Origin of the sequence: Streptomyces sp. SudanB52_2052 (genome assembly GCF_964272415.1) — a bacterium.
Lineage (GTDB): Bacteria > Actinomycetota > Actinomycetes > Streptomycetales > Streptomycetaceae > Streptomyces > Streptomyces olindensis.
The window spans coordinates 262,010-276,437 of the sequence record NZ_OZ186796.1 but is presented as its reverse complement, the minus strand read 5'-3'; the positions used below and the strand labels follow the sequence as shown (position 1 = coordinate 276,437).

General features: G+C 72.3%; 13 protein-coding genes. 12 read left to right on the top strand and 1 reads right to left on the bottom strand.

Annotated elements, in window-relative coordinates; translation table 11 throughout:
* Window positions 1–11: 11 nt before the first annotated feature.
* Together ACSUPV_RS01325 and ACSUPV_RS01320 are read left to right on the top strand one after the other, a co-directional pair.
* The gene (locus ACSUPV_RS01325; RefSeq protein WP_436949863.1) at window positions 12–2,675 is read left to right on the top strand and encodes a SpoIIE family protein phosphatase; all 2,664 of its coding nucleotides are present in this window, start codon (window positions 12–14) and stop codon (window positions 2,673–2,675) included.
* A 91-nt stretch (window positions 2,676–2,766) separates the two neighbouring features.
* Window positions 2,767–3,816 carry a prevent-host-death family protein gene (locus ACSUPV_RS01320; RefSeq protein WP_436946744.1) on the top strand — a complete coding sequence of 350 codons (1,050 nt, stop codon included), beginning with the start codon at window positions 2,767–2,769 and terminating at the stop codon, window positions 3,814–3,816.
* Window positions 3,817–3,878: 62 nt separating this feature from the next.
* Here ACSUPV_RS01320 and ACSUPV_RS01315 read toward each other — a convergent pair whose 3' ends face one another.
* The gene (locus ACSUPV_RS01315) at window positions 3,879–5,039 is read right to left on the bottom strand and encodes a substrate-binding domain-containing protein (protein ID WP_037761376.1); all 1,161 of its coding nucleotides are present in this window, start codon (window positions 5,037–5,039) and stop codon (window positions 3,879–3,881) included.
* A 437-nt stretch (window positions 5,040–5,476) separates the two neighbouring features.
* On the opposite strand from ACSUPV_RS01315, the gene ACSUPV_RS01310 reads away from it, so the two are divergent.
* The 10 genes from ACSUPV_RS01310 (at window position 5,477) to ACSUPV_RS01265 (ending at window position 14,408) form a co-directional block, all read left to right on the top strand.
* Window positions 5,477–8,020, top strand: a complete 2,544-nt coding sequence (locus ACSUPV_RS01310) for an ATP-binding protein (RefSeq protein ID WP_436946743.1) — start codon at window positions 5,477–5,479, stop codon at window positions 8,018–8,020.
* Window positions 8,001–8,477, top strand: a complete 477-nt coding sequence (locus ACSUPV_RS01305; protein ID WP_031118430.1) for a roadblock/LC7 domain-containing protein — start codon at window positions 8,001–8,003, stop codon at window positions 8,475–8,477. Before ACSUPV_RS01310 ends, ACSUPV_RS01305 begins: the two co-directional genes overlap by 20 nt.
* 49 nt (window positions 8,478–8,526) lie before the next feature.
* Window positions 8,527–8,970 carry a DUF742 domain-containing protein gene (locus tag ACSUPV_RS01300; protein WP_037761370.1) on the top strand — a complete coding sequence of 148 codons (444 nt, stop codon included), beginning with the start codon at window positions 8,527–8,529 and terminating at the stop codon, window positions 8,968–8,970.
* Window positions 8,918–9,532 (top strand): GTP-binding protein, encoded by a 615-nt coding sequence (locus ACSUPV_RS01295; protein WP_031118432.1) that lies wholly within the window; start codon window positions 8,918–8,920, stop codon window positions 9,530–9,532. Before ACSUPV_RS01300 ends, ACSUPV_RS01295 begins: the two co-directional genes overlap by 53 nt.
* A gap of 111 nt (window positions 9,533–9,643) precedes the next feature.
* On the top strand, window positions 9,644–10,840 hold the full coding sequence (locus ACSUPV_RS01290; protein ID WP_037867206.1) for a serine hydrolase domain-containing protein: 1,197 nt from the start codon (window positions 9,644–9,646) through the stop codon (window positions 10,838–10,840).
* A gap of 76 nt (window positions 10,841–10,916) precedes the next feature.
* On the top strand, window positions 10,917–11,738 hold the full coding sequence (locus ACSUPV_RS01285) for a class I SAM-dependent methyltransferase (protein ID WP_382608384.1): 822 nt from the start codon (window positions 10,917–10,919) through the stop codon (window positions 11,736–11,738).
* A gap of 102 nt (window positions 11,739–11,840) precedes the next feature.
* A complete protein-coding gene (locus ACSUPV_RS01280) occupies window positions 11,841–12,005 on the top strand; it encodes a hypothetical protein (protein WP_436946742.1) in 165 nt (54 codons plus the stop codon).
* 65 nt (window positions 12,006–12,070) lie between these two features.
* Window positions 12,071–13,051, top strand: a complete 981-nt coding sequence (locus ACSUPV_RS01275; protein ID WP_436949862.1) for a zinc-binding dehydrogenase — start codon at window positions 12,071–12,073, stop codon at window positions 13,049–13,051.
* 173 nt (window positions 13,052–13,224) lie between these two features.
* On the top strand, window positions 13,225–13,629 hold the full coding sequence (locus tag ACSUPV_RS01270; protein ID WP_031118436.1) for a hypothetical protein: 405 nt from the start codon (window positions 13,225–13,227) through the stop codon (window positions 13,627–13,629).
* Window positions 13,626–14,408: a hypothetical protein gene (locus ACSUPV_RS01265; protein ID WP_436946741.1), complete on the top strand. Its 783-nt coding sequence runs from the start codon at window positions 13,626–13,628 to the stop codon at window positions 14,406–14,408. Before ACSUPV_RS01270 ends, ACSUPV_RS01265 begins: the two co-directional genes overlap by 4 nt.
* The last annotated feature ends 20 nt before the right edge of the window (window positions 14,409–14,428 follow it).

The following is a 14,428-nucleotide window of genomic DNA, read 5'->3' as shown; positions in this document are numbered from 1 at the left end:
ACACCGTGAGCATGTCCGAGCAGCCGCGCGAACCGGATCAGGACGGTGAGGCCCGGCGCGCCGCCGCCGGTCCGGCGTCCGCCTCCCCGCCGGTGACGTCCGACGGGCCGTCCGCGACGTCCGCGTGCCCGTCGGCGACTCCCGACGAGCAGCGGGCGCTCTCCGACGGGCCGTTCATGTCCCCCGACGCGCCCCTCGCGGAAGCCGGTGGGCCGTTCGCGGAAGCCGACGCGCTCCTCACGGAAGCCGGTGGGCCGTTCACGGAAGCCGGTGGGCCGTTCGCGGAAGCCGGTGGGCCGTTCGCGGAAGCCGGTGGGCCGTTCGGGGAAGTCGGCGGAGTCTCGCCCGCCTCCCCGGTGGGCCGGCTGGCGGCCACCGTCGAACGGCTCAGCCGGGAGGTGCGGGCCGCCCAGGCGGAGGCCGAGGGCCGGGCCCTGATCGAACTCGCCAAGGGCGTCCTGGTCGAACGGCTGAAGTGCGGACCCGTCCAGGCCGCCCGGCAGCTCGCCGAGCTGGCCGAGCAGGCCCGGGTCACCCCCCTGGAACTCGCCGTCGACGTCATCAACCAGGCCGCCCGCGACCGCATGTCCGAGGTGACGGACGCGTTCCTCGCCGCCACCAAGGCCGCCGACGGCGCGGAGCCCGAGTCGGCCGCCGTACGCCTGCGCGCGGCCGAGAGCGGCGTACTGGCCGCGGACGACACCCAGGCCGTAGCCGACGCCCTGCTGGAGCAGGCGCTGCGCCCCCTCGGCGCGGTCGCCGTGGCCGTCTGGGCCGCGGGTTCCGACGGTTCGCTCACCCTGGCGGGCAGCGCCGGCTTCTCACCGGCCGAGGCCACGCGCTGGCGCTACGTCCCACCGGACGTGGTGACCGTGGCGCGACGGGGCCTCATCGAACGCGAGGGCCAGTGGATCACCTCCCTCGGGCGGACCGGACTGCCCAGCATCGGCCTCCACTACCACCCGGACGGGGGCAGGGTCGCCCTGCCCGCCGGCACCGGAGGGCGCATCCACGGCGTGCTGGAGATCGCCTGGCCGGCGCCCCTGACACCGCAGCCCCCGCAGGTCGTCCGCCAGGTCGAGGCCCTGGCCGAGCTGTGCGCCCACACCCTGGAGACGTACACGCCGCCACAGGCGGGGACCCAGGAGCCGCGCGTCCTGCCGGACGCCGCGGAGCTGATGGACCTGGCCGACGGCCTGCACGACCCCGCCCTGGTCCTGGTGCCCCACCTGGACGGCGACGGGCACCTGGCCGACTTCCGCATCCAGCACGTGAACAGCCGCTTCCTGGATCCGGCCGGCCGGCCGCGGGCGGTCGTCAGCGGCGCGCTGCTGCTGGAGGCGTACCCGATGGCCGCCGGGGACAGCGAACTGTTCCAGCGCGTCGAGCGGGTCTACGCCACCGGCGAGCCCTTCCGGGCTCGCCGCATGAACCTCACCGCGCTCGTCGACCAGGTCCCCCTCTCGGCGGTCGCGGACATCAGCATCAGCCGGCACGGCAGCTCGGTGCTCCTCATCTGGCGGATCGAGGACGAGACGGCACGCCTGGCGAGCCTGCTGCAGCACGCCCAGCGCCTCGGCCGCATCGGCGGCTTCGAGGAGAACGTGCTGACGGGTGAGATCACCTGGAACGGGCAGCTGTTCGACCTCTACGGGCGCCCGCAGTCGAGCACCCCGGTGCCCCTGGAGGAGCTGCCGTCCCATGCCCACCCGGACGACGGCGTCTCCATCCGCCGCTTCCTGCGCACCCTGCTGCACCACCGGCGGCCGGCTGCAGCGGCCTTCCGGCTGCAGCGGCCCGACGGGGTGACCCGCCACATCCGGATCGTCGCCGAACCGGTGCTCGACACCGACGGTCGGCTGCTGCTGGTCCGCGGCGCCTGCCAGGACATCTCGGCGCAGCACTGGACCGAGGTGGCCCTCGCCGCCACCCGCGACCAGCTGGCGCACACCGAGCAGCAGGCAACCGAACGCAACCGGCTGACCCTGCAGTTGCAGCACGCCATCATGCCCCCCACGCAGGCGCCGTTGCGGGTGACCGGCCTCCAGGTGGCCGTCCGCTACCGGCCCGCGGAGACCGAGCAGCTGGTGGGCGGTGACTGGTACGACGCCGTCGTCCTGCCGTCCGGGTACGTGCTGCTGTGCGTGGGGGACGTGGCGGGCCACGGCATCGAGGCCGCCACCAGCATGGTCGTCCTGCGCAACGCGCTGCGCGGGCTGGCGGTGACCGGCGCCGGGCCGGGACAGCTGCTGTCGTGGCTCAACATCGTGGCGCACCATCTGACGGGCTCCGTCACCGCGACGGCGGTGTGCGGTCTGTACGACCCGGTCCGGCGGACGCTGCGCTGGGCCAGGGCGGGCCATCTGCCGCCCGTGCTCGTCCGGGGCGGCGAGGCGGCGCCGCTGCCCCTGGTGAAGGGCCTGCTGCTCGGCGCGGTGCCGGAGGTCGCGTACGAGGAGGACGAGATCCAACTGGCCGCCGGGGACACCCTGTTGATGTACACGGACGGCCTGATCGAACGCCGCGACCGGCCCGTGGAGGAGTCCCTGACCCACCTGCTGACCACCGCCCGCACGGCCCCCAGCACCCTCGACCAGCAACTGGACCGCCTGCTGACCTACAGCAAGTCGGACACCGACGACGACACGTGCATCGTCGGCATCCGGGTCGGCTGACGGGACCGGCGGTCGCGCGGGCGCGGCCGGATGTCCGGCGGTGCAAGAGCCGGGGTCCGGTCGGGGAGCGTGCCCGGTAGTGTCCCACACCATGAACAACGTCGAACTGAGCGAAGTCTTAGGAGACTTCGGGCGTCTGATCGGCCGTGTCGAGGAGACCGGTGAGCGGATCGGTGTCACCGACGGAGGTGAACCGGCGGGCGTGCTTCTCCCCGGGGCCGAGCTGGCCGAGCTGGAGCACTTCGCGCAGCGCGTCCACGGCGGTCCCAGACCCCGGCCGAGAACCGTGCGGGAGCGCCCGGCCTGGCCGGAGCAGCAGGGCCCGTACGTGCGGTACGCGCACACCGGCGGGGTGCGGATGACGTTCACCCGGGACCGTGTGACCGTGGCCGAGCTGCTGTCCGTCGACGAGCTGGAGTGGCTGGAGAACAACGCGCGCACCGGCCGCCAGGGTTACATGGACCCGCAACAGGCCGCCGCGTTCGAGGAGTTCCTCGCCCGCCAGCCCCCGGTCGGCGACGGCATGGCGTGGATCGCCCGCGGATGGAGAGAGCAAGACCCCTTCACGGTGCTCGAATTCCTCAAGGGCCCGTCCCCCGAGGAGGTCGCCCTCGCCTACGGGGCCGACGCCCAGGACATCACCGACGGGCTGCTGCTGCACCAGGTGCGGGAGCGAGACGCACGCGACGGCACGGACGACCTCTTCCGCGTGCTCGCCTTCGGCGAAGCCGGCGAGTGGACCTGGCTGGGCTACCACGACTTCGACAACGCCTTCTCCCGCCGCCTCGACCCGCCTCCCCGGCAGCAGATCACGCTGACCGCGACCATGGCCAAGGCCATCTACGACTTCAGGTACAGCGTGGACGGGGTGTACCAGAACCCCTTCCCGCTCGAGGACAGCGCCGACACGCGGCGGGACATGTACGAGCTCATCTGGTACACCCCGGGCGAGACGCCCTTCGCCCCCAACGCGCCCCTGGGCTTCCTCAACCCGCACATCCGCCGGGCGGAGGAGTACACCGACTGGACGGACGGCATCGCGCTGTTCTTCGCCGGACTGGAACGCGCCTTCGGCCTGTCCCTGCCCCGGGACGCGATCACCTCCGGCCACGTGCGCTGCGCCCGCCCCGCCCGGCGCTGAGGCCCTCGTCTCCGGCGACCCGGTGTCCGCGGGACTGCGCAACAGCGCCGCACGCGGGGTGCCTACCTCTCCCAGATCCTGCGGTAGGCCTCGCGGTAGCCCTCGGAGTCCCAGGACAGTGCGCCGCCGCTGGTGGCGGCAGTGGTGACGTGGACCGGTGCGACGTATCCGCTGGCCGGCTTGCCGGCGAAGGAACGGTTGAACTCGTCGATGATCTGCCAGCCCTGTTCGGACAGCGGTTCGGGCACGGTGGCGGCCTGGAACTCCTTGCTGTTGATGCGCTGGAATGCCGACGGGTCGCCGTCACCGGCCCCGATGTTGAACGGGACGCCGTCGCCCTGTCTGCCCGCGGCGCGCAGGGCGGGGGCCGCGTGGTCGAAGTACAGGTCGTTGATGGCCGCGGAATGGGTCCATCTGTCCCCGAAGCGGGAGGCCAGGGCGGAGACCCTCTTGGTGGTGAGGCTGCCCGCCCGCGGAATGGGGACGTTCTCGTAGCTCAGCAGCTCGACGCCGGAGCAGGTGGCCAGTCGCTGCTTGATCAGGTCCGACTTGCGCTTGGCGAAGGGGATCGAGGCGTCGGTGAACAGGACGACGCCCGCGCGACCGTTGGACCGGGCGATGATCCAGTCGGCGCTGATCTTCGCGACCTCCTCGACCCTGGTGGTGATGTTGCTGAACAGCTTCGGGTTCTCGCTGGGGCCGGGAGCCGCGACGGCGTGCCAGCCGATCAGCGGGATGCCGTCCGCGTTCGCCTGCTCGACCTGCGCGGCGGTGAGGGCGGGATCGAAGCCGCCGATGACGATGCCGTCGGGTTCGAGGGCCAGGGCTTCGGTGAAGGCGGCCTTGATTCCGGCTGGTGTGCCCTGGCCGTTGAGGGTGCGGACGCGCCAGTCGATGACGTCGGCGGCTTCCTGGACGCCCTTGGCGACGCCCGCCACGCCAGGATTGGTCAGGGTCTGGGCGATGTAGACGATGGTCTTGCCGGGGACGGCCCGGGGCCCGCTGGTCGGCCCGGACCAGGGGGCGTTGACGTCCTCGGCCGTCTTGACGGCCCGCTTGGCCTCGGCGAGGGCGGAGGGGCAGCCGGGACCGGACGAGCCGCCGGGGGACGCGGCGACGGATCCGCCCGTGGTGGAGGCGCTCTCGCAGCCGGTGGTGAGGGCGATGGTGGCCGAGGCCAGGAGAGCGGTGGCCGTCACGGCCGCCTTGCGGGTGGGGTGCACGAGGTCTCCAACACGGTGCGAGAGAGGGCGGGGCTGGGCGGGGAGCCGAGCGTGGGGCCGGCGACGCGCGTCGCCGCTGTCGCGAGGGTCAGGCCGGCGACGGGAAGAGAGAGCCGCGAGGCCGGCGGGCGATGACGCCCGGCGGTGGCCAGATGCGGGATGCGCGCCGAACTCGCCGCGCAGCGCGCCCGTCCGCGAAGCATGGCACTCGGGAGATACTTCGCAAACATTTCGTCATGGATTCTTTATGACCTAAACTTTGTCATGTCATGGTAAAGGCGATACTCTCGCCCAGCTGGTTCCAGACACCTGGCGCAATCTCTTCGTTCCTGTCAGCGATGAAGGCCGCGAAAGTGTCACGTCGGGTGCCGGCCGGTCGGCGGTCCGTGAACACGGCGTCCCCGTCAGCGCTCAGCACCACGTCGAAGGAGGCCCGGGTGTCCGCCACCACAGGGAACCCGCCGCACGCACCGGACCCGCCCAGGCATGCCCGCCGGACTCCGCGGTTTCACCGCAAGGCGGCGACGGCTCTCGACCGGTGGCCCTTCCGGCGCAAGCTCAACGTCCTGGTGATCGCGCCCATCGCCGTCGTCGGCGTACTGCTCGGCGTCGGCGCCTACGGCCAGGTGCGGCAGGCCCGGGACGCGGGCCGGGTCGCGGACCTGGTGCGCGACAGTGAGCAGGTCGCGCAGCTCATCAACGACGTACAGGCCGAGCACCGGCAGGCGCTCCTGCTCTCCGTGCAGTACGACTCGGCCCGCCCCGGAGCCCCGCTGCCACCGACCACCGACTACCGTCGGGCCCAGCGGGCCACCGACGCGCAGGCCGCCGCCGTGCGTTCGGCGTTCGCCGCCGGCCTGCCGCCCGAGGAAGCGCAGGCCCTCGACTACATACGCGGCCTCGGCGTCCTGCGCGAGAAGCTCGAACGGGGCTATGTCCCCGCCGCCAACATCGACCCCGCGTACGCCTCCGCGGTCGACTACCTGATCGACGGCATCGGCCTCGGGCGCTACTCCGGCACGTCGTCGTCCTCGGTCGTGACACTCCTGGACACCGTGCTGCGTGCCGACGCGTCCCACGCGGCCTTCGAGAGCGCCGTGTTCTCCGCCCAGACCAGGGACGCCAACGCCCTCACCGAGTACAGCCGGGCGGTCGGCGCCCGGAAGCTCTACGACCACCAGATGGACCGGTTCGAGCGCATCGCCACACCGGCGCAGGTCCTGCGCATGGACGGCATGCGGCGCAGCGCCGAACAGTACGGTGTCGAAGCCCGGTTCGCGGAGCTCCAGATCGACCCTGGGGCCCTGCAGGGCCGGACGCCGACGCAGCTCCGCGAGGCGATCGCCGACGGAGCCCGGCAGTCCGAAGCCCGACTCGGCATCACCCGGTCGCTGATCGAGCAGACCGCCGCCCGGGCCGACGCCCTCTCCGCGGACGCCCTGCGGAACGCCGTCTACCTGCTGGGGCTGACCCTGCTCGGCTTCACCGCCTGGCTGACCTTCTGCGTCCTGATCCGGCGTTCGGTCGTACGCCCCCTGGAGGCCCTGACCCGCTCCGCCCAGGAGGTGGTCGACGTGGCGGGCGAGGAACTCGCCCGGGTCTCCGACGACGAGTCCGCCGACAGCACCCCGCTGCGACCGAGGTCGATCCCGGTCCCGGTCCGCGACGAGATCGGCGAACTGGCCGAGGCGTTCAACCAGGTTCAGGTCACCGCCGCCCAGCTGCTGGAGCGGCAGGTGCTCAGCCGGCGCAACGTCGCCGAGATGTTCGGCAACGTCGGCCGCCGCGTGAGCAACCTGACGACACGTCAGCTCATGCTGATCGACGCCGTCGAACGCGAGGAGACCGACCCCGAGCTGCTCGAACGGCTGTACAGCATCGACCACATCGCCGTACGCCTCCAGCGCAACGCCGACAGCCTGATGCTGCTCGCCGGCATCCGGGAGGCCGGCGTCGAGGCCCGGCCGACCCCCCTGGCCAACGTCATCAGGGCCTCGCTCGGCCAGATCGAGGGCTACCAGCGGGTGTCCCTGCGGCCCGAGACGGAGGTCACCGTCGCGCCCGACATCGTCGGTGACCTGACGCTGATGCTGGCCGAACTGCTGGAGAACGCGGTCGCGTTCTCGCCCTCCCACACCCCCGTCGAAGTGGCCGTCCGCCCCGGGACCGACGTCACCGAGGACGGCGGGGCGCTGATCGAGGTCATCGACCACGGCCTCGGCATGAGCGCGGAGCGCCTCGCCGAGGAGAACGCGCGGCTCGTGCGCCGGGAACGGCTCGACCTCGTGCCGACCAGGGTGCTCGGTCTCTTCGCGGTCGGCAGTCTCGCCCGGCGGTGGGGTGTGCGCGTGTCGCTGAGCCGTACGCCGGGCGGCGGGGTCACCGCGACCGTCTGGATCCCCGCCTCGCTCCTGCTGACCACGAGTACCGAGGACCCCGAGGGCCTCCGGAACTCCGAGCAGCCCGTGGACGCGGGCCCGATCGGAGCCGTGGCGTCGCTCCCGGTGAGGACCGGGCAGGAGACCGCCGCACCCGCGTCGCCGCGCGGACCGGTCCCCGCCACCGGCGTCGCCGCTCGCTCGGCGGCCCCGGCGTCGCCCGCCGCGCTTCCCCGGCGCCTCCCGTCGCGCACCGCCGCGGCATCGACCACCCCGGGATCGACCACCGCGGAACGGACCGTGGCGGACATCGCCCGGGAGCGTACCGCCGCATCCGGCGAACAGCCTGTCGCGGAACACGCACGGCCGCTGCGGCGGCGGGTGCGGGGCGCGACGCTCGCCATGACCACTTCACGGGCGGACCGGGAGACGCCGGCGGTGCGGCAGCCCGTCGACGCCGAGGCCGTCCGCTCGGAACTCGACGAGTTCGAAGCAGCCGTACGCAGGGCGGAGCAGGACAGCGCCCACGCCCGGACGGAACCGGCACCATCGCACCACCAGCAATCCCAGAAGGAGTCCGGCAGTGACCACGTCGACAGCTGACAGCAGTTCCGAGCGGCCGGAACCCACCGATCTGCGAGCCGCCGCAGCCGACTTCACCTGGCTCCTCGACCGGTTCGCCCAGGAGACCGCCGGAGTGGTCGACGCGATCGCCGTGTCGTCCGACGGCCTGCTGATCGCCGTCTCCCAACTGCGGGAACACGCCGACTCGGAGCGGCTCGCCGCGATCGTGTCCGGCCTGACGAGTCTCGCCGCGGGCGCCTCCGGCAACTATGGGCTCGGCGGCCTCAACAAGGTCATCATCGATCTGGAGGGCGGTCACGTGCTGGTGTCGGCCATCGGCTGCGGTGCCGTCCTGGGAGTGGTGACCTCCAAGGAGGCGAAGCTCGGCAACATCGCCTACGAGATGACCCTCTTCGCCAACCGGGCCGGGGCCGCGCTCACCCCCCAGTTGGTGCTGGAGCTGAAGAACAGTGTCGGCGCGGCCCCGGCCGGCTGACCGTCCCCCGCCCGGGGCACGGGTACAGGTACTTCGGAAAGGGATCGTGATGGCCGTCGGCGGACCACCACACGACGCAGCGGGGCACGCCGGGGGCGCGCCGGATCCGGCCGTCGGCCGCGCCCCCGCGATCCGGCCGTTCCTGCTGACCGCGGGCCGGGTGTCGGGGGGCGGCGCGGCGTTGCCGATCCCGGTCGAAACGCAGGTCGTGGCGACCTCGGCGGGGCTCTCCGTCCTGCACTCGCTCACCTTCGAACATCGCGACATCATCGCGGCCTGCCGGCGGCCGCAGTCGGTGGCCGAACTGGCCGCCGGGCTGCGACTGCACCTCAACGTGGTCCGCGTGCTGGCCGAGGACCTGCGTGCCGCAGGGCATCTGGCGATCCACCGGCCGAACGCCGGGACCGCCCAGGATCTCTCCGTACTGCGAAGGGTTATCGATGGTCTTCGTGCCGTCCCCGACTCACGGGGGACACTCCGTGACACCAGTTGAACAGCCGCCGACGCCGGTCAAACTGGTCATCGCCGGCGGCTTCGGCGTCGGCAAGACCACGACCGTGGGCTCGATCTCCGAGATTCGGCCGCTCACCACGGAGGCCGCGATCACCGAGGTCGCGGCAGGAGTGGACGATCTCACGCACACTCCGGGCAAGACCACCACCACGGTCGCCATGGACTTCGGCTGCATCACCATCGACCCGACGCTCAAGCTGTACCTGTTCGGTACCCCGGGCCAGGACCGGTTCGGCTTCATGTGGGACGACCTGATGGCGGGCGCCCTCGGCGGCCTGGTGATCGTGGACACCCGCCGACTGGACGACTGCTACGCGGCGGTGGACTACTTCGAGCACAAGGACGTCCCCTTCGCGGTCGCCGTCAACGCCTTCGACGGGGAGGTCGAGCACGACCTCGACGAAGTGCGGTGGGCACTGGACATCGCCGAGCACGTTCCGCTGATCGTCTTCGACGCACGGAACACGGGCTCGGTCCGCGACGCGCTGCTGGTCGTCCTGGAGGTCGCCCTGGCCCGGGCGGAAGCCGCCGTGGCGCCCTGACTGCCCGGGTCTCGCGTACCCCCCCGGCAGCATGGAGTCAGGGTGCGATCGGGGATCACTCCGGGGCCAACCCCGATGCCCGCGGGGCGTGTTGCAGACAGGGTGAGGGGCATGACCTCAACGCGCATGTCACGCAGATCCTTCGTGAGTGTGGCCTTGTCGGGGGCGGCCGCGCTGGGCGCCACCGCAGGGCTTCCCATGCACCGCGCCCTGGCCCTGACCGATCCACTCCCGCCGCTGGATCCCCGGGCCCTGCGGGCGGCGATCGACGACCTGGAGCACCCGCCGTCGACCGCGGCCCAACTGCTGGTCGGCGGCACGGCCGGCTGCTGGTGGGGCACGTCGGGGGTGGCCGACATCCGGACACGGCGTCCGGTGACGGCACATGACAAGGTCCGGATCGGCAGCATCACGAAGGTCTTCGTCGCCACGGTGGTGCTGCAGTTGGTGGCGGAGGGCCGGGTCGGCCTGGAGACGCCGGTGCGGCGCGTCCTGCCGGGGCTGCTGCCGACCCGGTTCGCGGCTGTCACTGTGGGGCACCTGCTGAACCACACCAGCGGACTGCCCGACCACGTCGGCATCCCGGACCCGGCCACCCCGGAAGAGGTCTTCCGACACCGTTTCGACCGCTGGACGCCGCAGGAGTGGGTGGCGACGGCGACGCACGGACCGCTGAAGTTCCCCCCGGGCACCCGGCAGGAGTACCGCGGCATCAACTACGTCCTGGCCGCACTGGTCGTCGACGAGGTGACCGGCCGCCCGTACGGGGAGGCCGTCGCCGCACGCGTCCTGCGACCGCTGGGCCTGGCGCGTACCGTCGTGCCGGGCGACGACCGGCGCATCCGTGGCCGGCACGTCCACGGCTATCTGGCGATGGCCGACGGCAGCCTGCGGGACATCACTGCCTATGACCAGTCGTCCAGCCGGGGCGAGGGCGACATGATCTCCACCACCGGTGACCTCGACCGGATGCTTGCCGCGCTGTTCTCCGGCGAGTTGCTCCCACCCGAGCTGCTCCGGCTGATGTTCACCCTGCCCCCGGACGACGTGCGCATGCTGGACGGCTCCCCGGCCCGCTACAGCACGGGCCTGCAGCAGGCCACCGTCAACGGCGTCACCCTCTGGGGCAAGACCGGCGAGACGTACGGCTACAAGAACGCCGCGTTCTCCACCCGTGACCAGCGACGCCGCTTCGTCCTCGCGTACCACCCGACGACCGCCCGCGACGGCGAAGAGGCCCAGATGATCGCTCGGGTCGCCGACCAGCTCACCCGCGCCCCGACCACCGAAGCCCCAGCGCCCGGGTAGAAGGGCTGTTCCGCCTCACTGCCCCTGGCCTCCGGCCAGGCCCCTGGACCGGGCGGCCGCATGGCATGGTGAACGCGTGGACGATCAGGTGCCATTCGACCCCCACCTCTATCAGGGGACGGCCGGATACTACGAGCGGTTTCGGCTGCCCTACCCCGACGCGATGATCGCCGACCTCGTACGCCGAGCCGCCCCCTCCGGGCGCGGACGCCTGCTGGATCTGGCCTGCGGCACCGGCCAACTCGCCTTCCCCCTGCGCGACCGGTTCACGGATGTCTGGGCCGTGGACGCCGAACCTGGCATGACCGAGGTGGTCCGTGCCAAGGCGTACGCCGTCGGTGCAGACCACGTCCGAGCGGTCACCGCCCGTGCCGAGGACCTCGATGCCGGGCCGGGCGGCTTCGAGCTGATCGTCATCGGCAATGCCTTTCACCGGCTGAACCGCTCCCTGGTGGCCCGGCGCGCCTACACCTGGCTCAAGCCCGGCGGTTGCCTCGCGTTGTGCTGGTCGACCTCGCCATGGGCCGGGCCCCGGGACTGGCAGCAGGCCCTCGACAGGCTGCTGCGCTCCTGGCAGAACACCCTCGGCGCGTCCGGCCGCGTCCCGCCCGGCTGGGACCGAGCACGGCAGCAGGACCCAGACACCGAAGTACTGTCCCGAGCCGGCTTCGACGCCGCCGGACGTCGCGAGTTCTCCGTCGAGTATCACTGGACGATTCCCGAGCTCGCCGGCCACATCCGGTCCACCTCGTTCCTGCCGCCTTCCGTGCTCGCCGATCACGCCTCCGAGTTCGACGCCGCCCTCAGGGACGAACTCGGCCGCCATGCGGCCGACGACCGCCTCACCGAAACGGTCGACTTCGCCTGCGAACTGGCTCGCCGGACAGCGCCCGCGTGACAGCCGGGACCATGCCGCTTCAGCTTGCCCGCTTTCCCTTGTCCGCTGTCGACCATCTCGTGTCCGTCACCTACGGCCAGAAGCTCTCGATCCCGCGGAATAGTGGCTGGTGAGGCCCGCGCAGCCGGGCCCCATGTGGTCGACCTCGGGCCGGGCGGCGGCCGGGCCGGCGGCCGCATCGTCGCCACCGGGACCCCCGAACAGATCGCCGCCCACCCCGACAGCTTCACCGGCCGCTACCTCACCCGGGCACCCGCGCGCCCCTGACTCCACGCCCTCGAGCACCGGACGATCCCCGAGCACCGGAAGAGCACACCACCATGCCCAAGACCATGCGAGCCATCGTCCTGACCCGCCCTGTCGCCCCCGACCAGCTCACCGTCACCGAGGTACCCGTCCCCGACGTACGCCCCGGCTGGGTCCGCCTCCGTATGAAGGCCTTCGGCGTCAACGAGTCGGAAGTGACCAGCAGGAAAGGGGAATCCGACCCGGACTTCACGTTCCCTCGCATCCTCGGCATCGAGGGCGTCGGCGTCGTCGACGCCGCCCCGGAAGGCAGCGGCCTCGAGCCCGGCCAGAAGGCGGCGACCATGATGGGCGGCATGGGCCGCAGTTACGACGGCAGCTACGCCGAATACGCCCTCGTCCCCGTCGGCCAGATCATCCCCTTCGACACGGACCTGCCCTGGGAGACCGTCGGCGCGCTGCCGGAGATGTTCCAGACCGCCAACGGCTCCCTCACCACCGGGCTCGGCCTCCAGGCGGGCCAGACCCTGCTCATCCGCGGCGGCACCTCGACCGTCGGCCTGTCCGCCGCGGCCCTCGCCAAGGACCGGGGAGCCACCGTGCTGTCCACCACCCGCCGCCCCGACCGCACCGAGGTGCTGCGCGAGCACGGAGCGGATCACGCTCTCGTCGACGACGGCAGGCTCGCCGACCGGGTACGCGAACTGTGCCCGGACGGGGTCGACGCCGCCCTGGAGCTGGTCGGCGGGCCCGCCCTGCCGGACACCCTGCGCGCCGTCCGCCCAGGCGGCACGGCCTGCTTCACCGGCGCGCTGTCGGGCGAATGGACCATCCCCGACTTCAGCCCCTTCGCCGTCATCCCCATCGGAGTCCGGCTCACCGTCTACGGGGGAGGGGCCACCGACCTGCCGCCCGCGGTCTTCGACCACCAGCTGCGGTCCATCGCCGAAGGCCGCCTCCGACCCGCCATCGCCAAGGTCCACCACGGCCTCGACCAGGTCCCCCAGGCCCACACCGACCTGGAGGCCGGCGGCACACCGGGCAAACACGTCGTCGTCCTCGACTGACGGCACGGACCGAGCACAGATCCTGATCGCTTCGGATCGATCCCGTTCGCACCCTTACCCGCTCCGCTGCACATTCCATTGGAAAATGCCAAAGCGTTCACCTGGACCAAGCACTTTCCGTAGTCTCGTGCTCACGTTCGCGGGAACGGCCGTGCAGGGGGAGGGGATTCGGCGTGCCCGGAATCGACGAAAGTCTGCTGGAAGCCATGCGGCTGCCCGGTGCGCGCGGCGCGTCGGTGGTCGACTGGATCAGTGGTCTCGCCCTGGGCGCGGTGGGCGACGCACCGGGCGGCGACCCGGAGGCCACGGCCGCGGAGACCGCCGAACTCGCCCGCCTCGCCACGGAGAGCGGCGCCCTCGCGCCGGCCGGCGGCGACGCGGGCGGACCGTCCGGCAAGGAACCACCCGTGCAGGACCTGATCATCACGAACGCCGACTCGTACCACCTGCTGAGGTTCGTCACCACGACCTTCGACAGCACGGTGTTCCTGCACTTATGGCTCGACCGCGCGGACGGCAACCTGGCCCTCGCCCGCATCCGGCTGGCCGAGATGGCGGACCGACTGGTGCTCGGATGATCGCGCCGCTGCTGACCGCGCGCACGGACGAACCGGCCTCGGTCCTGCTCGCCACCCTCGCGGCCCAGGGCGCGAGCGGCGCCCTGTCCACCGCGTCGGGGATCGTCTACCTCGCGGCGGGACACGTCGTCCACGTCGAATCCGCCGTCACACCCGACCTCGGCGACCTGCTCACCCACAGCGGAGCGCTCGCCCCGGACGGCTGGTGGGCGGCGATCGACCAGGCCGGCCGCCGCTGCCGGGTCGGCAGACAGCTCGTGGACAGCGGCCACCTCGCCGCCGGCGCGCTGGAGTTGTGCCACCTCGGCGCCCTCTTCGACGCGGCGTACTTCGTCCTCGCCCACGACGGACCGGCCCTCCGCTTCCGCCCCGGAGTCGCGCACTGGCTCGGCGCGGTCCGCTCCGTACCGGTGGACACCGTCCTGCGCGAGTCCCGCCGCCGCCGCGAACTGCTGCACCGCATATGGCCCGAACCCGCCATCGACGTCGCCCCGCTCGCCCGCGTGCCGAGCGACCCAGTGGAGCTGCCCGCCCGCCGCGGCCGGGCCCTCGCCCAGGTCGACGGCGTCCGCACCGCCGCCCAGATCGCGACGGCCCTCGCCTGCCGCACCTTCCACACCCTCGTCGAACTCCGCCGTCTGGCCGCAGCCGGCCTGGTCGTCCCCGCAGACCCCGCCACCGCGTCCGCCGAGCCGGGCCCCGCCCCCCTGCCGGCGGCACTGGACGAGCCCGACACCGCACTGCTGCGACGGCTCCTGCACGCCTTGGAGGCACTGTGATCCGCGCGCGACGACAGCGT